The 17,354-nt window shown below is 73.8% G+C and carries 11 protein-coding genes and 1 pseudogene; 10 read left to right on the plus strand and 2 right to left on the minus strand.

Annotation, left to right across the window (positions count from 1 at the left end; all coding sequences use genetic code 11):
- The first annotated feature begins 95 nt into the window (after positions 1 to 95).
- Positions 96 to 503 (plus strand): hypothetical protein, encoded by a 408-nt coding sequence (locus MF408_RS15720; protein WP_240248483.1) that lies wholly within the window; start codon positions 96 to 98, stop codon positions 501 to 503.
- On the opposite strand, the gene MF408_RS15725 is transcribed toward MF408_RS15720, so the two are convergent.
- On the minus strand, positions 500 to 1,159 hold the full coding sequence (locus MF408_RS15725) for a response regulator transcription factor (protein ID WP_240248484.1): 660 nt from the start codon (positions 1,157 to 1,159) through the stop codon (positions 500 to 502). The two genes, MF408_RS15720 and MF408_RS15725, sit on opposite strands and share 4 nt — an antisense overlap.
- A gap of 308 nt (positions 1,160 to 1,467) precedes the next feature.
- Between MF408_RS15725 and MF408_RS15730 the strand changes: the two genes are divergently transcribed.
- The 8 genes and pseudogenes from MF408_RS15730 to MF408_RS15765 all read left to right on the plus strand — a co-directional run bounded on the left by MF408_RS15730 (position 1,468) and on the right by MF408_RS15765 (position 11,980).
- Positions 1,468 to 2,235 carry a siderophore-interacting protein gene (locus MF408_RS15730; RefSeq protein WP_240248485.1) on the plus strand — a complete coding sequence of 256 codons (768 nt, stop codon included), beginning with the start codon at positions 1,468 to 1,470 and terminating at the stop codon, positions 2,233 to 2,235.
- A gap of 450 nt (positions 2,236 to 2,685) precedes the next feature.
- The gene (locus MF408_RS15735) at positions 2,686 to 4,056 is read left to right on the plus strand and encodes a histidine kinase (RefSeq protein ID WP_240248486.1); all 1,371 of its coding nucleotides are present in this window, start codon (positions 2,686 to 2,688) and stop codon (positions 4,054 to 4,056) included.
- The gene (locus MF408_RS15740; protein ID WP_240248487.1) at positions 4,053 to 4,733 is read left to right on the plus strand and encodes a response regulator transcription factor; all 681 of its coding nucleotides are present in this window, start codon (positions 4,053 to 4,055) and stop codon (positions 4,731 to 4,733) included. Before MF408_RS15735 ends, MF408_RS15740 begins: the two co-directional genes overlap by 4 nt.
- A gap of 75 nt (positions 4,734 to 4,808) precedes the next feature.
- Entirely contained in the window at positions 4,809 to 5,690 is an 882-nt protein-coding gene (locus tag MF408_RS15745; protein ID WP_240248488.1) for an ATP-binding cassette domain-containing protein, read from the plus strand.
- Complete coding sequence (locus MF408_RS15750; RefSeq protein WP_240248489.1) at positions 5,687 to 6,928, plus strand: ABC transporter permease; 1,242 nt, start codon at positions 5,687 to 5,689, stop codon at positions 6,926 to 6,928. Before MF408_RS15745 ends, MF408_RS15750 begins: the two co-directional genes overlap by 4 nt.
- 131 nt (positions 6,929 to 7,059) lie before the next feature.
- Positions 7,060 to 10,624 (plus strand): annotated as a pseudogene (mfd, locus tag MF408_RS15755) (transcription-repair coupling factor).
- Complete coding sequence (locus tag MF408_RS15760) at positions 10,621 to 11,307, plus strand: hypothetical protein (RefSeq protein ID WP_240248490.1); 687 nt, start codon at positions 10,621 to 10,623, stop codon at positions 11,305 to 11,307. The pseudogene mfd and the gene MF408_RS15760 overlap by 4 nt, the downstream one beginning before the upstream one ends.
- Before the next feature lie 43 nt (positions 11,308 to 11,350).
- Positions 11,351 to 11,980, plus strand: coding sequence for a MazG family protein (locus MF408_RS15765; protein WP_240248491.1), 630 nt, complete (start codon positions 11,351 to 11,353; stop codon positions 11,978 to 11,980).
- Positions 11,981 to 12,012: 32 nt separating this feature from the next.
- Here MF408_RS15765 and MF408_RS15770 read toward each other — a convergent pair whose 3' ends face one another.
- A complete protein-coding gene (locus tag MF408_RS15770) occupies positions 12,013 to 13,521 on the minus strand; it encodes a cation:proton antiporter (protein WP_240248492.1) in 1,509 nt (502 codons plus the stop codon).
- A 1,394-nt stretch (positions 13,522 to 14,915) separates the two neighbouring features.
- On the opposite strand from MF408_RS15770, the gene MF408_RS15775 reads away from it, so the two are divergent.
- The gene (locus tag MF408_RS15775) at positions 14,916 to 17,315 is read left to right on the plus strand and encodes an alpha-L-rhamnosidase (RefSeq protein WP_275693190.1); all 2,400 of its coding nucleotides are present in this window, start codon (positions 14,916 to 14,918) and stop codon (positions 17,313 to 17,315) included.
- The last annotated feature ends 39 nt before the right edge of the window (positions 17,316 to 17,354 follow it).

A 17,354-nucleotide genomic window follows, 5' to 3' on the forward strand; every position in this document is an offset into this window, starting at 1 on the left:
CGAGCGGGCCGGCTCCCCGTCACGGCGACGTGACGGTTCTGGGGAGGCGGGGCCCGCCACGCGTGCCAGAGTGGTCCGCCAGGAAGGGAGCAACCATGCCGGCCGCGCGGAGCCGTGCGCCTGGGGGCGCTCCCGCGACCCCGGTGATCGTCGTCGCCGACCAGGGGATGGTCGCGGACACGGTCGCCCGAGCGCTGACCGAGCTGGGGCTGGCAGCACGCCCCGGGCGCTGGCCGGGCTCCCCGGACGACGAGCAGGGTGGAGCGGCGCCCGCCGACGTCGGCGTCGTCGTCGTGGAGGCACCGGACCCCGGGCGAGCTGCGGCGGTCGAGGCGCTCCTCGCCGACGGGTCGGCGCGGCGCTGGATCGTGCTCGCCGCGGACACCGGGAGCCCGGAGTGGGCTCCGGTGCTGGCGGCCGCCACGCTGGTGCTGCCCCGCGGCACCGCGCTGGCCGACGTCGTCGCGGCGATCCGCCTGGTCGCCGGCCAGGAGTCTCCCTAGTTCGCCTTGTGCCGCACGTTCGGCGACCAGCCCGCCTGACGGGCGAGGCCGACCGCAGCCAGCTGCGAGGTGACCTCGAGCTTCCTGAGGATCCGCTTGACCTGCGTGCGCACGGTCGCCTCCGAGACCACGCTCTCGCGGGCGATCTCGCGCACCTGGTGTCCCTCGACGAGCCAGCCGAGGACCTCGGCCTCCCGCGGCGTGAGCCGGTCGAGCCGGCCCCGCAGGTCCTCGGCGACGCGGCGGTGCTCGGACCAGACCCCGATCAGGCGCTCACGCTCGGCGGCGTCCATGACCGGGAGGCCCTGGCAGATCCGGCGGGTGACCGACAGGATCTCGTTGAGCGGATGGGTCTTCGGGATCACCTTCCGGGCTCCCCGCTTGATGCAGTGCCCCCACTCGGACTCCTCGTAGGACCCGGTGACCACGACGACGTTCGAGCCCGTGCGGGCGATCGGGTTGATGAGCCGGGTGCCGTCGCCGAGGCTCCCGAGGTCCAGGTCGAGCAGCACCACCCGCGGTTGGTACCTCGCCACCCCGGCCAGGAGCGCGACCGGGGTGGTGGACGCGGTCGGCACCCGCCGCACGCCGTAGCCCTCCATGTTGAGGGCGAGCTCGAGCGACTCCGCGAAGAGCTCGTGGTCGTCGACGATCATCACGCGACTATGGGCGTTCGCCCTCATGACGTCTCCAGCACTGTGTCACATCATCCCCATGGTGCCCGAGCGCCATCTCCCCTTGTCGCGCCCCGGTTCAGCGGCGACGACCCCTCCGAAATCCTCCCGACGACCGGGACGCTATTACACGACCGCGCTGCTCCGCGGTGAGTCGTGATCGCTCACTCCCGGATGTGACACCGGCCCTCCGACGGCCGTCGCGAGGGCGTCCCGACCGTCCGCTGGGACGGCCGAGCCGGCGTCTCGGGGGCTGGTTAGGCTTGCCTCACTCGAGCACAGGAGGAACCGTGGGGAGCAAGCCGGTCACCAGGCTGACCGTCACCGACAAGGAGCGGCTCACGCCCGGGATGGTGCGGCTGCGGTTCCACGGCGAGGACCTCTCGGCGTTCGCCGGCAGCGTGTTCACCGACCGCTACGTCAAGCTCGTGTTCGGCGACCCGGCCGCGATCGAGCGCGGCGAGCGCCCGGCGCTGCGCACCTACACCGCCCTCGACCCCGACCCGGTCGCGGGGACGCTCGCCATCGACTTCGTCGTCCACGGTGACGCGGGCGTCGCCGGGCCGTGGGCCGCGACGGCCGAGCCGGGCGACACCATCAACGTCCGCGGACCCGGCGGCGCCTACGCGCCCGACGCGACCGCCGACTGGCACCTGTTCGCCGGTGACGAAGCCGCCGTGCCGGCGATCCGGCAGTCGCTGGCCGCGCTCCCGGACGACGCCGAGGGGTACGCCGTCGTCCAGGTCGACACCGCAGCGCACGAGCAGCCGCTGGGAGCACCCGCCGGCGTCGAGGTGGTCTGGCTGCACCGCAGCGACCCGGCGCACGCCGGCCTGGCGGACGCGGTACGGGCGCTGCCGTGGCGCGACGGCCGGGTCCACGCGTTCGTCCACGGCGAGGCGCAGGCCGTGATGCACGAGATCCGGCCCTTCCTGCTGCACGAGCGCGGCGTGCCGCGCGAGGACCTCTCCGTCTCCGGCTACTGGCGACAGGGCCGCACGGAGGAGGCGTTCCGCGAGTGGAAGGCGGCACTCGCCGCGACCGAGGCCGCCGGGTAGACGTGGTCGGGGGTCGGGCCCGGGCGGCGGACTGCACCGTGGGCAACACCGGCTGCGCAGCGCGGGCTGCGGACCCCAGGTGGTTGCGACCGACAGGCAGCGACGGGGGAGGAGCGGGCGGGAGCCGGGCGCCGCGGCCGGCCACAGCGCCCGGGGAGCGCACTACCTCGGAGCTGGGGTGACTCCCTGGGTGCTGTGACTGGTTAGAGCACCGAGGGAGTCACCGGAACTCCGGGGAGTGACGATTGGTCACGAACCGCAGGCACCGGGGCGGCCCGGCCGCGAGCCGACCGGTGACCGTGACCACCCGCGACCTTCCTCGTCGCTGCCCTGTCGATCGCAACCACCGGCGACCCGCCAGCCGCACCGTGGGCAACACCGGCTGCGCAGCGCGGCCTGCGGGTCGCGGCCACCGACAGGACCCGGGCCCCGTCGCCCTAGGGTGGGCCCGTGCCGCCCGCCGTGCCGCCCACCGTGCCGCTCCGCAGCCGGGTCGCCGACTTCTTCGCGTTCGACGACCCCTGGGAGCGGGAGGGCGCCCTGGCCCGCGGTGACTGGCTGGTCGGCCTCGCCGCGGCGGTCTTCGGCGTGACCTCGCTCGAGCTCTACCGCAGCGTGGGGGTGCTCGACAGCGTCGACGAGCCGCGCTGGGTGCAGTGGGCGGTGCTGACCGTCGGTGCGCTCCTGCTCGTGGGTCGTCGGCGGTGGCCCTTGACGGTCGCCCTGCTGGCCGCGGTGCACATGTTCGGCACCGGCGTCTGGATGCCGGCCGTGATGGGTCAGGTGTCGCTGCAGATCGTCTACTTCGTGGCGTTCTTCTCCGGCGTCGCGTGGGCGCGGTCGCGGCGCGACATGGCGGTGGTCATCGGCGCGGTGCTGGTGTTCATGGCGGCGTGGATCGCCTGGCAGCTCGCCCTCGGCGCCTGGGTCGACGACCTGCGGGCGGACTTCGACGACGAGCCGCGGCCGGGCTGGGTCGGCCCGGTGACCGCGAGCGTGCTGATCACGGCGCTGATCAACGCGCTCTACTTCGGTGGTGCCGTCCTCGGCGGCCAGGTGTCGTGGCGCGGGGCGAGGCAGCGTGCCCGGCTCGCCGAGCAGGCCGCCACGATCGCCGAGCAGGCCGAGGCGCTCCAGCGCCGCGCGGTCGTGGAGGAGCGGCTGCGGATCGCCCGCGAGCTCCACGACGTCGTCGCCCACCACGTCTCGGTGATCGGCGTCCAGGCCGCGGCCGGCCGGCGGCTGCTCGGCCGCGACGGCGAGGCGGTCGCGACCGCGCTGTCGCACGTCGAGGAGTCCGCGCGCGAGGCGGTCGGGCAGATGCGGAGCCTGGTCGGCACCCTCCGCGAGCCGGCGTACGACGACACCGACGGGCCCGACGTACCGGCGGAGGCCCGCGCGCCGGAGCCGCGCTGGACCGACCTCCCGGCGCTGGTGTCCGCCGCCGGTGACTCCGGGCTGTCCGTGCGCTACGACCTGGTGGAGAGCCCCGACGGTGCGGCGACCACGCTGCCCGACCCGGTCGGGACGTCGGTCTACCGGATCGTCCAGGAGGCGCTCACCAACGTGCGCCGTCACTCGACCGCCGACCGGGCGACGGTCGTGCTGCGGGTCGACCGCGTCTCGACCCCGCCGTTCGTCGAGGTCGAGGTGACCGACAACGGCCGGCCGCGCGGACGCACGTCCGGGACCGGCCTCGGTCTGCTGGGCGTGCGCGAGCGCGCCGCCGCCCGCCGGGCGGACGTCGAGATCGGGCCCCGCCCGGTCGGCGGGTTCCGGGTGCGGGTGCGGTTCCCGCTGGGCACGGAGGTGCCGGGATGAGCGCGCCGGTGCGGGTGCTGCTCGCCGACGACCAGCACCTGGTGCGGTCGGGGTTCCGGCTCATCCTGTCGGTGGAGGACGACGTCGAGGTGGTCGGCGAGGCCGTGGACGGCGCGGACGCGGTCCGGCAGGCGCGGGCGCTACGCCCCGACGTGGTGCTGATGGACGTCCAGATGCCGGGGACCGACGGGGTCGAGGCGACCCGCCAGGTCGTGGCGGAGGGACTCGCGAAGGTGGTCATGCTGACGACCTTCGACCGTGACGACTACCTGTTCGACGCGCTCGCCGCCGGCGCCAGCGGCTTCCTGCTCAAGAACGCCGACCCCGACCGGCTGGTCGAGGCGGTCCGCGCGGTCGCCGGCGGCCACGCCCTGCTCGCTCCCGAGGTGACGCTGCGCGTCATCGAGCGGATGACGCGCACGGCCCCGGAGGACCGGTCGCCGTCGCCGGAGCCGGCCGGCCTGCGGCTCCTCACCGACCGGGAGCTCGAGGTGCTGCTGCTCCTGGCGGAAGGGCTCTCCAACGCCGAGATCGCCGGTCGGCTGGTCGTGGGGGAGGCGACGGTCAAGACCCACGTCTCCGCGTGCCTGGCCAAGCTCGGCCTGCGCGACCGCGTGCAGGCGGTGGTGTGGGTCCACCAGCACGGCCTCCTCCGACCGGGGGAGGACCCCGGCTGAGGATCTCCCACGCATGGCGGATCCGCCCCCGGTCGCGCCGCCCTAGCGTGAGGTGCGTCGACCGAAGGAGGAGACGTGCTCGAGGTGAGGTCCCTGACCCGCCGGTTCCAGGACCTGGTGGCGATCGACGACGTGTCGTTCACCGTCCGGGAAGGTGGGCTGACCGGGTTCGTCGGCGGCAACGGCGCCGGCAAGACCACGACCATGCGGATCGTCATGGGGGTGCTCGCGGCCCACGGGGGCGAGGTGCTCTGGCAGGGCCGACCGATGACGGCCGGCGACCGCCGCCGGTTCGGCTACATGCCCGAGGAACGGGGTCTCTACCCGAAGCAGCCGGTGCTCGACCAGCTCGTCTACCTCGCCCGGCTGCGCGGGATGGCGGCCGGACCCGCCCGCCGCCAGGTGCTCGACCTGCTCGAGCGGTTCGGTCTCGGTGAGCGCAGCGCCGAGCCGCTGGAGAAGCTCTCCCTCGGCAACCAGCAGCGGGTGCAGATCATCGCCGCGTTGGTGCCGCCGCCGCGGGCGCTCGTGCTCGACGAGCCGTTCTCGGGCCTCGACCCGGCGGCGGTCGACGGGATGGCCGACCTGCTGCGCGAGCGGGCACGCGACGGCGTACCGGTGATCTTCTCCTCCCACCAGCTCGACCTCGTCGACCGGCTGTGCGACCGGCTCGTCGTCATGGCCCGGGGCCGGGTGGTGGCGGCGGGCACCGCCGACGAGCTGCGCGCCGGCGGCCCGGTGCGCTATCGGCTGGTGCTCGAGGGCGACGCGGGCTGGGTGCGTGGGCGCGCCGGGCTCCACGTCTCCGACGTCGCCGGCAACGAGGCGCTCCTCGAGGTGCTCGAGGACGGCGCGGAGCAGCTGCTCCTGACCGAGGCGGTCGCCCGCGGCGGCGTGCGCGACTTCTCCCTCGTCGTGCCCCGCCTCAGCGAGATCTACCGGGAGGTGGCGGCATGACGACGACCGGCACGGACCCGCGGCCGACGGCCGACCAGCAGGCCGACGACGTCGACCACCGGACCGGGGCGCTCTGGACCGTGATCGCCCGCCGGGAGGTCGCGGTCAAGCTCACCGACCGCTCCTTCGTCCTCGGGACGCTGCTGTCCCTCGGCCTGATCGTCGGGTTGGTCGGCGTCCAGGTGTGGATGGACTCCCGCACCCACGACTACGAGGTGGCGGTCAGCTCGGCTGCCGCCGGCGAGCTCGCCGGTGCGGTCGCCGACCAGGCGCCCGACCTCGACGACGACGTCAGCGTCGAGGTGGTCGACCTCGCGGACGACGACGCGGCGCGGACCGCGGTGGCCGACGAGGAGGTCGACGCCTGGCTGCGGCCGCCTGCGGAGGCCGGCGACCCGTGGACGCTGGTGGGCCGCGACGACCCCGACGACCGGCTGCAGCGACTCGTGCGCGACGTGCTGAGCGAGCAGGTCCTCGCCGAGACCGCCCGCGAGGCGGGCACCACGCTCGCCGAGGTGACCGCCGGGGCGGAGCTGACCGCCGAGCCGCTCGACGGCGACGACGACCTGGGCGCGCTGCGCGACGTGCTCGGCTTCGCCCTGGCCTTCCTCTTCTACGTCGCCACGATCATGTTCGGCATGACCCTGGCCAGCAGCGTCGTGGAGGAGAAGCAGTCGCGCATCGTCGAGATGATCGCGGCCGCCGTCCCCCTCCGCCAGCTGCTCGCCGGCAAGATCGCCGGCAACACCGCGCTCGCGCTCGGCCAGATGGTGGTCTACGTCGCGATCGGCATGGTGGCGCTCACGTTCACCGACTTCGGCGACCTGGTGCCGGCGCTGTCGGGGGAGATGGGCTGGTTCCTGGTGTTCTTCCTCGTCGGGTTCGTCGCCCTGTCGTGCCTGTGGGCGGTGGCGGGCGCGCTGGCCAGCCGCACCGAGGACCTGCAGCACACCTCCGGTGCCGTGACGATGCTGATCCTCGCCATGTTCTTCGGCGCGCTGTTCCTCGACGGCACTGCGGCCGAGGTGGCGTCGTACGTGCCGCCGCTGTCGGCGATCCTGATGCCCACGCGGCTCGTCGACGGCACCGCCGCGTGGTGGGAGCCCCTGGTCGCCCTCGGCCTCCTGCTCGCGTTCGCGGCGGTCCTCGTCCTGGTCGCCGAGCGGCTCTACCGCCGGGCGCTGCTGCAGACCGGCGGCCGGCTGAGCCTGCGGGCGGCCTGGTCGCTGGAGGAGTGACCCGCGGCGGCCCCAGCGTCGGCAGGTGATCGGCTGGCCGTCGGCGGGCGCCGGTAGTCTCGACGAGAACCCCCTGTGCTCCCCCGCACCGGGGGCTCTCGTGCTGTCCCGCCCGACCAGAGGAACCGCCCGTGACCCTCGCCGGCCTCGCCGACGCCGTCCTCACCGACCCCGCCCTCGCGACCGCGCTGACCGGGGCGGCCGAGAGGCGGCTGCCCACCCACGAGCTGACCGGGCCGGAGCCGCTGCGGCCGTTCCTCGTGGCCGGTCTCGTCCGCACCGGCCGGCCGGTGCTCGCGGTCACGGCCACCACCCGCGAGGCCGAGCAGCTGGTCGCCGAGCTCGGCGACCTCGTCGACCCCACCGCCGTCGCCTACTACCCGAGCTGGGAGACGCTCCCGCACGAGCGGCTGAGCCCCCGCAGCGACACGGTCGGCCGCCGGCTGGCCGTGCTCCGCCGGCTCTGCCACCCCGGTGAGCGCCAGGACGGCGACCCGGCCGCCGGCGCGCAGACCGGCCCGGTGCAGGTGGTGGTGGCGCCGGTGCGGTCGGTCCTCCAGCCGCAGGTCAAGGGTCTCGGCGACCTCGAGCCGGTCGAGCTCCGCGTCGGCCAGGCCGCCGACCTCGACGACGTCGTCGCGGGCCTCGCCGGGGCGGCGTACTCGCGCGTCGACCTGGTCGAGCGGCGCGGCGAGTTCGCGGTGCGCGGCGGCATCGTCGACCTCTTCCCGCCGACCGAGGAGCACCCGCTCCGCGTCGAGTTCTGGGGCGACGAGGTCGAGGAGATCCGGTCGTTCGCCGTCGCCGACCAGCGCACGATCGAGACCCGCGACCGCGTCTGGGCGCCGCCCTGCCGGGAGCTGCTGCTCACCGACGAGGTGCGCGCCCGCGCCGCCGAGCTCGGGCGCAGCCACCCGCAGCTGCGCGAGATCACCGACAAGCTCGAGCAGGGCATCGCGGTCGAGGGCATGGAGGCGCTGGTCCCGGCGCTCGTCGACGAGCTCGAGCTGCTCGTCGACCTGATGCCCGCCGACACGCAGGTGCTCGTGCTCGACCCGGAGCGCGCCCGGGCCCGGGCGCACGACCTGGTCGCGACCAGCGAGGAGTTCCTCGCCGCCTCGTGGGCGGTCGCCGCCGGCGGCGGCCAGGCGCCGGTCGACCTGCAGGCCGCCTCCTACCGCGACCTCGGCGAGGTGCGCGGGCACGCGCTCGGCCGGGGGCAGTCGTGGTGGACGTTCTCGCCGTTCGGTCTCGACGCCGCCGCCCCCCTCGACGAGGGTGCCGGGGTGGCGGGGCCCGCCGCCCGCGCCGCCGACCCCTACCGCGGCGACGTCGAGCAGGCGTTCAAGGACATCGCGGCCTGGCGCGCGGTGGGGTTCGCGGTGGTCGTGGTGCACGCCGGGCACGGGCCGGCGCAGCGGATGGTCGAGGCGTTGGGCGAGCGCGACCTCCCCGCGCGGATGGTCGACGACGTCGCCCGCGGCGTCGCGCCCGACCCGGCCGTCGTCACGGTGACGTGCGGCAACCTCGCCCACGGCCTCGTCGACGAGCGGCAGCGGCTGGTCGTGCTCACCGGCGAGGACATCGTCGGGCAGAAGGCGTCGACCCGCGACATGCGCGCCATGCCGGTCCGCCGGAAGCGGCAGATCGACCCGCTGGAGCTCAAGGCCGGCGACTTCGTCGTGCACGAGCAGCACGGCGTCGGCCGGTTCGTCGAGATGCGGCAGCGCGAGGTCAACGGCGCCACCCGGGAGTACCTGGTGCTCGAGTACGGCGCCAGCAAGCGCGGCGGCCCGCCCGACCGGCTCTACGTCCCGGCCGACGCGCTCGACCAGGTCACCCGCTACGTCGGCGGTGAGGCGCCGAGCCTCGACCGGCTCGGCGGCGGCGACTGGACCAAGCGCAAGAACCGCGCCCGCAAGGCGGTCCGCGAGATCGCGGCCGAGCTGATCAAGCTCTACGCCGCGCGGCAGGCGACGAAGGGCCACGCGTTCGGGCCCGACAGCCCGTGGCAGCGCGAGCTCGAGGACGCCTTCCCCTTCCAGGGAGACCCCCGACCAGCTCAGCACGGTCGAGGAGGTCAAGGCCGACATGCAGCGCACCGTCCCGATGGACCGCCTGATCTGCGGCGACGTCGGCTACGGCAAGACCGAGATCGCCGTCCGTGCGGCGTTCAAGGCGGTCCAGGACGGCAAGCAGGTGGCGGTGCTGGTGCCGACGACGCTGCTCGTGAGCCAGCACCTGTCGACGTTCACCGAGCGGATGAGCGGCTTCCCGGTCGTCCTCAAGGGGCTCTCGCGGTTCCAGTCCGACAAGGAGGCCGCCGAGGTGATGGCCGGTCTCGCCGACGGCACCGTCGACGTCGTCGTCGGCACCCACCGGCTGCTCGGTCCCGACATCCGCTTCAAGGACCTCGGGCTGATCATCGTCGACGAGGAGCAGCGGTTCGGCGTCGAGCACAAGGAGCGGATGAAGCGGCTGCGCACGTCGGTCGACGTGCTCAGCATGAGCGCCACGCCGATCCCGCGGACGCTCGAGATGGCGATCACCGGCATCCGGGAGATGTCGACGATCACGACGCCCCCCGGAGGAGCGGCACCCGGTGCTGACCTACGTCGGCGGCTACGAGGACCGGCAGGTCGTGGCCGCGGTGCGGCGCGAGCTGCTCCGCGACGGCCAGGTGTTCTACATCCACAACCGGGTGCAGTCGATCGAGAAGGCCGCCGCCCGGATCCGCGAGCTGGTGCCCGAGGCGCGGGTCGCGACCGCCCACGGCCAGATGGGCGAGGCGCAGCTCGAGCGGGTGATGCTGGACTTCTGGGAGAAGCGCTTCGACGTCCTGGTGTGCACGACGATCGTCGAGTCCGGTCTCGACGTGTCCAACGCCAACACGATGATCATCGAGCGGGCCGACACCCTCGGCCTCAGCCAGCTCCACCAGCTGCGCGGACGGGTGGGCCGTAGCCGTGAGCGGGCCTACGCCTACTTCCTCTACCCGACCGAGAAGCCGCTCACCGAGACCGCCCACGAGCGGCTGGCCACGCTCGCGCAGCACTCCGACCTCGGCGGCGGGATGGCGATCGCCATGAAGGACCTCGAGATCCGGGGCGCCGGCAACCTCCTCGGCGGCGAGCAGTCGGGCCACATCGCCGACGTCGGGTTCGACCTCTACGTCCGGCTGGTCGGCGAGGCCGTGCGCGACTTCCGGCACGACGCGCCCGAGCAGCTGGAGGAGGTCCGCATCGAGCTCCCGGTCGACGCCCACCTCCCGCACGACTACATCCCGAGCGAGCGGTTGCGGCTGGAGATGTACAAGCGGCTGGCCGAGGTGCGCACCGACGCCGACGTCGACGAGATCAGGGAGGAGCTCGACGACCGGTACGGCGAGCCGCCCGAGCCGGTGGTGGCGCTGATGCTGGTCGCGCGGTTCCGGGCCCGGGCACGGCAGGCGGGGCTGAAGGAGATCACCGTGGTCGGCAAGAACGTCCGGTTCGCGCCGGTGACGCTGCCGGAGTCGCGGACGCTGCGCCTGCAGCGGCTCTACCCGAAGTCGCTGGTCAAGGCGCAGGTCGAGGCGGTGCTCGTCCCCGTCCCGGGGCGACGGGGCTCGGCTCCCGTCCGCTCGAGGGAGTGGCCCTGCTTGAATGGGCGCGCGGTGTGATCGATGCCGTGATCGACCCGAAGGAGGGTGCGTGAGGAAGCTTCGCAAGGCCGTCCTCGCCGGCGTGACGGCGACCGGGCTGGCCATGACCCTGTCCGCGTGCGGCGACAACGTGGTGGGCGGCGACGGGCCGCGGCCGGGAGTCGCGTTCGAGGTGGAGGGCACCCGGGTGTCCCTCGACGACCTCGGCAACCTGACCGCCGGCTACTGCACGCTGACCGAGCAGGACCCACAGCTCGGCGCGACCAGCCGGTCGTTCGCCCAGCGGGTGCTGCTCGAGCGGTGGCTGGACGCGGTGATCGTCGGCGAGCTCGCGGAGCGGGAGGGGATCGAGGCGCCCGAGCCGCGCACCCCGCTGCAGAACATCACGGGCTGGTCGGAGCTGTCCGACGACGAGCAGGCGGCGGTCGAGGACTACATCTCCGCCGTCAACCGCGCCCAGGCGGTCCGTGACGCGAGCGAGGGCGAGCAGCCCGACGCCGCCGGCCTCGACATCGCGGTCAACCCCCGGTTCGACGCGGTGCCCCAGCTGACCGACGCGCCCGACGAGCACTTCGCCCTGGCGCCGGCCGGCGGCCGGCTGTCGTTCGGCGTGAGCGACCTGGCGTCGTCCGGCGCGGTCGAGGAGCCCTCGATCGACGAGGTGAGCCGGCTCCCCGAGTCCGAGCTGTGCGGCGAGCGGCCCGACCCGCAGCAGCCGCAGGTCCCGCTGGGCTGACGCCCGGCCGGACGAGCACCGGACGAGCAGCCGGCGAGCAGCGATGACCGAGCGGGACGACGCGGTCGCGGAGTTCGTCGCGGTGATGCGGCGGCTCCGGGCCGAGTGCCCGTGGAAGCGCGAGCAGACCCACCGCTCGCTCGCGCGCTACCTGCTCGAGGAGACCCACGAGGCCCTCGAGGCGATGGACACCGGCGACGCCGACCACCTCCGCGAGGAGCTCGGCGACCTGCTGCTTCAGGTGGTCTTCCACGCGGTGATCGCCGAGGAGTCCGGGGCCTTCGGTCTCGACGACGTCGCCCGCGACGTCACCGCGAAGATGCACCGCCGCAACCCGCACGTCTTCGGGTCCGACAGGTCCGACGGGGCCGACGGGTCCGGCTCCGGCGCCGGGCCGGCCCCGCGGGACGCGGCCGAGGTCAACGAGCTGTGGGAGTCGGTCAAGGCGGTCGAGAAGCAGCGCACCGACGTCACCGAGGGGCTGCCGCCGGGCCTCCCCGCGCTGCTCTACGCCGACAAGGTCCTCGACCGCCGCGCCCGCGAGGGCCGCCCGGTCACGCCGCCCGCCTCGTCCGACCTCGGCGACCGGCTGCTCGCGCTGGTCGCCGAGGCGCGCGCGACCGGGGTCGACCCGGAGCAGGCGCTGCGCGACGCCGTGCGCCGGCAGCTCTGAGCACCCCGGCGGCTCCTCAGCCCGGCGGCTCCTCAGCCCGGCGGCTCCTCCAGTTGCGCGAGCTCGGCCGGGCTCAGGGTGACCCGGCCCATCTCCTCGCCGCCGTCGCAGGTGCAGAGGCTGACGACGACCGCGTCGTCCGTCGCGTGGACGACCTGCCAATGACCGCCTGCCGCATGCCAGCGGCGTACGTCCTCGATCGCGCTCACGCCTCCATCCTGCCCCCGCCCGCCGGTCTCCTGCGCGCGGTCGGGGTCGATCCGGTGCATGACCGGCGTGGCCAGCACGCCGTGGAGGAGCACCGACGCCACGACGGTGAAGGTGACCGTCGACCACAGCCAGTCGCTGGCCAGGACGGGCGCCTTCCCCGAGGCGTAGGCGAGGTAGTAGATCGAGCCGACCCCGCGGACGCCGAAGAACGCGGTGGCCCAGAGCTGGCCGACGGCCAGCGTGCCGGGGTCGCCGTCGCGCGCGGCGTCGGGCGTTCGGTGGGTGAGGGACGCCAGGGCCGCGACGCCGGAGAGCGGGCGGATCACGAGCAGCAGCGCCAGCCCGATGGCGACGCCACGCCAGTCCAGGGCCTCCAGCATGCCGCGGGTGAGCGCGATGCCGAGGAACAGCAGCACGCCCATCGTCAGGAGCCGCTCGAGCCGCTCGGTCACCTCGTGCATGGCCGCGTGGTAGTCGTGGGAGCGCTCGGCCTGGCGGAAGGTCATCCCGCAGGCGAAGACGGCGAGGAACCCGTAGCCCTGCGCCACCTCCGCGACGCCGTACGCCGTCACCAGCGCGGCCAGCGCCAGCAGCGCCTCGCCGCGCTCGGCGACCCGGAGGGAGGGGCTGCGCGCCCGGAAGGCCACGGCGGCCAGCACCCGGCCGACGACGATGCCGGCCACGATCCCGATCACCACCTTGCCGACGAGGTGGAACGCGGCCCACTCGGCCAGCCAGCCCCAGCCCGACGTCGACGCGGTCGCCGTGAGGATCGCCAGGTAGACGAAGGGGAACGCCAACCCGTCGTTGAGGCCCGCCTCCGACGTCAGCGTGAACCGCAGCTCGTCGCGCTCGTCGACCTCGTGGTCGCCGGTCTGCGGCCCCGCCACCTGCACGTCGGAGGCGAGCACGGGGTCGGTGGGGGAGAGCGCCGCCCCGAGCAGGATCGCCGCCGCGGGCGCCAGCCCGGCCCACCAGCCGAGCAGCGCGACCGCTCCGATCGTCAGCGGCATCCCCACCACCAGCAGCAGCCAGGTGGCGCGCCACGCCCGCCAGTGGTCCCGCCGCCGCAGCAGGAGGGGGCGGTCGAGCGCCAGCCCGACTCCCATCAGCGCGACGATCACGGTGAGCTCGGTGGCGTGCTCGATCACCGCCCGGTTGTGCTGGGGGTCGAGCGGCATCCCGTCCGGCAGGGGCGTGATCCCGATCACCATGCCCACGGCGACCAGCACCATCGGCGCCGAGACCGCCCAGCGCTTCAGCAGGGCTGGGAGCAGGACCGCGAGCAGTAGGCTGCCGCCGGCCACCAGGTAGACGAGGTCGGCGGTCACCTAGTGGTGGTACCCGCCGCACCCCGCGGACAGCCGGGCACCCTCCCGACCCGAGCCCTGGCCGGATCCGGTCGCGGTCCTGTCCAAGGCGTGCCTTCGACCGTAGTATGACGCCCGTCACACTCTGAAACGTTTCAGATCGAATGGGAGACCGATGCCGATCTTGTCGCCCCCGCGCGCTGCACGCGGGCCGCTCGCGGTGCTCGCTGCCGTCTCACTGGCGCTGGTGCTGGTCCCGCCCGCCGGCTCGCCGGCGGGTGCCGCTGCTGCGGACCTGCCGGCGGTTGCGCCTGCCAGCACACTCCACGTCGGAGAGCTGGAGGTCGAGCACCAGAGCACACCCCTCGGGATCGACGTCGCCGAGCCCCGGTTCGGGTGGGTCTCGAGGTCGACCACCAACGGCGCGGCGCAGAGCGCCTACCAGCTCGTGGTGTCCACCGACGACGGCCAGCAGGAGGTCTGGGACAGCGGCAAGGTGACGTCCTCGCGGTCCTTCGACGTCGAGTACGCCGGCGCTGCTCTCGAGTCGCGCACCCGCTACACCTGGAAGGTGCGGGTCTGGGACGCGGCGGGAGCGGTCTCGCCGTGGAGCCGTCCGACCTGGTTCGAGACGGCGTTCCTCGATGCCGGCGACTTCGCCGGCGACTGGATCGGGGCCCAGGAAGAGCTCCCCGTGCCGTCGTTCGACGGAGCGAGCTGGATCTGGTACCCCGCGGGCAACCCGGCGGACTCGGCCCCGGTCGGCAGTCGGTACTTCCGGCGGTCGTTCGACCTGGTGGCCGGTCAGCTCGGCGGCCCGGCGCAGATGCAGCTGACCGCCGACGACTCGCTGGTCCTCCACGTCAACGGCGAGGAGGTCGCCCGGTCACCCCGCGTGCAGGACGCGTGGCGGACGGCCACGGTCGTCGACGTGGCTCCGCACCTGCGAGCGGGGCGCAACGTCATCGCGATCGAGGCCGAGAACGCGCAGCCGGGGCCGGCAGGGCTGCTGGCGACACTGGAGCTCGAGGGCGACGACTCGTTCCGCCTGGTCACCGACGACTCCTGGTTCAGCGCGGAGTCCGCGGCCGACGGTTGGCAGCAGCCGGGCTTCGACGACTCGGCCTGGTCCGCCGCCCTCGAGGCCGCCGGCTACGGGTCGGGTCCGTGGGGCAGCTCGGTCACCGCGTCGGTTCCGCCCGAGCCGCTGCTCCGGCGCGAGTTCGCCGCGGACAAGCCGATCGCGTCGGCACGGGCCTACGTCTCCGGCCTCGGCTACTACAAGCTGTTCCTCAACGGTGAGCGGGTCGGCGACCACGAGCTCGATCCCGGGTTCACGGTCTACGACAAGACGGTCCTCTACGCGACGTACGACGTCACGGACGCCCTGCGGACAGGTGACAACGCCGTCGGGGGTGAGCCTCGGCCGCGGCTACTACGCGATGACCAGGCCGGACGAGTGGATGACGTCGCCGTGGCACGGCGAGCCGAAGCTCAAGATGATGCTCGACATCCGCTACGCCGACGGAACCTCCGAGCAGGTCGTCACCGACGACGACTGGCGGCTGAGCGACGGCCCGACCCGCGCGGAGTCGCTCTGGTTCGGCGAGACCTACGACGCGCGCCTGGAGCAGCCGGGGTGGACCACCTCCGGCTTCGACGACACGGCCTGGCGGCAGGCCCGCACGGTCTCGGCGCCGGAGGGCCGGCTCACGGCGCAGATGTTCCCCCCGATCAAGGTCACCGAGCAGCTCGAGGCCGGGAAGGTCACCAATCCCCGCGACGGGGTGCACGTCCACGACTTCACCGACCCCACGGCGGGTTGGGCGAAGATCGGGGTCAGCGGCCCCGCGGGCGCCGAGGTCCGGATCACCTACGGCGAGAAGCTGCGGGGCGATGGGACGGTGGACAACTCCGGTGCCTTCGGGATGGCCATGCAGGTCTACACCTACGTCCTGAAGGGCGACGGCATCGAGTCCTACCGCCCGAGCTACAGCTACGCCGGGTTCCGGTACGTGCAGGTCGAGGTCCCCGCCGGCGTGGAGCTGGAGTCCGTCGAGGGCGAGCGGGTGCACTCCGCCGTCGCGCCGACGGGGAGCTTCAGCAGCTCGAGCGGGCTGCTCAACCGCTACCACGCCGCGCAGGCCGACACGATCCTCAACAACCTGCACTCGGTGCCGACCGACACCCCGATGTACGAGAAGCGGCCCTACACCGCGGACGGTCAGCTGATCTCCGACTCGGCGATCGCGAGCTTCGACATGCAGGAGTTCTACGCGAACTGGATGCGGGCCCACCGCGACGACCAGACCGCCGAGGGCACGATCGGCCACACGGTGCCGGGCACGGTGGGCGGCAAGGACATCGTCGACCCGGTCTGGTCGGCCAGCCTGGTCCTCGTCGCCCGCGACCTCTACTGGTACTACGGCGACGTGCGGGTCCTGGAGGACAACTACGACGCGATGAAGGCGTGGCTCGGCCACTTCGAGGACGAGGTGGCGGAGACCGGTGGGGTCTACACCGGGTTCAGCTACGGCGACTGGCTGGCGCCGGGCGCGGCCCACGCTCCGGAGGGGAACCGCCTGACGGGCACCGCCTACCTCCACCTGACCGCGACCGCGATGGCCGAGATCGCCCTGGCCGTGGGTGAGCCCGAGGACGCCGCGCACTTCACCGAGCTCGCCTCCGAGCTCGCCGACGCCATCAACGCGACGTTCCTCGACACCGAGGAAGGTGCGTACTACGACGATCGCAGTGCGGGCTACCGACAGACCTCGAACCTGTTCCCGCTGAGCCTCGGCATCGTCCCCGCGGAGCACCACGACGCCGTCGTCGGCAACCTGGTCGAGGACATCGAGGACCGCGGGGTGCACCTCAACACGGGTGCGCTCGGCACGAAGATCATCCTGCCGGTGCTGACCGACCTCGGCCACGGCGAGCTGGCGTACGAGGTCGCCACGAACCCGACGTACCCCGGCTGGGGGTACTGGTTCGAGGAGCTCGGTGCCACGACCATGTGGGAGGAGTGGCACGAGGGAGCCCGGTCGCACCAGCACGCGTTCCTCGGCACCGTCGACGACTGGCTGTTCCAGCGGGTCGCCGGCCTGGAGCCGGCCGCGCCGGGTTACACCGAGGTGCGGATCAAGCCGCACCCGGTCGGCGGCCTCCAGCGTGCCTCGGCCCGCGTGGAGTCGCCTCTCGGCGAGGTCGCCTCGTCCTGGCGCCGCAACCACGGCGTGCTCACGTTGGACGCCACGGTGCCGGTCGGGGCGACGGGCGCGGTCGCGGTTCCGGCGGTCGACCGCAGGTCGGTCAAGGCCCCGGCCGGAGCCCGGTTCCTCGGGATGACCGACGGGTACGCCGAGTTCGAGGTCCGATCGGGCACCCACCGGTTCCGGGTCGTCGGGCGGGCCGACCTGCGTCTGCACAAGTCGGTGGTCGGTCGGGCGAAGGTGCGCGTCGGCGCACCGGCGCGGTTCCGGCTCCGGGTGGCCAACCGTGGTCGTGACGCCGCCGTCGGACCGATCACGCTGGTCGATCGCCTGCCACGGGGCCTGAAGGCGGTGTCGGCCCGCGGCAAGGGGTGGCAGTGCCGCGTGCGCCGGGGACCGGGCACGATCACGTGCGTCCGGACCTCCGACCTGGCCCCTCGGCAGTCGGCGCCGGCCGTGCGGGTCGTGGCGAGGGCCACGAGGAAGGCGGTGGGCCGACCCACCGTCAACCGGGCCCGGGTCACCGCGGTCGGCGACGTGGGCAACGCCGACAACCGCGACACCGCCCGGGTGCGGGTGGTGCTCCGCAAGAAGCGGCGCTGAGCCGCCGCGGCCGGCGGGCCCGTCACCGGGCCCGCCGGC

This window comes from Nocardioides sp. TF02-7 (genome assembly GCF_022437945.1).
In the GTDB taxonomy this organism is placed as follows: domain Bacteria; phylum Actinomycetota; class Actinomycetes; order Propionibacteriales; family Nocardioidaceae; genus Nocardioides.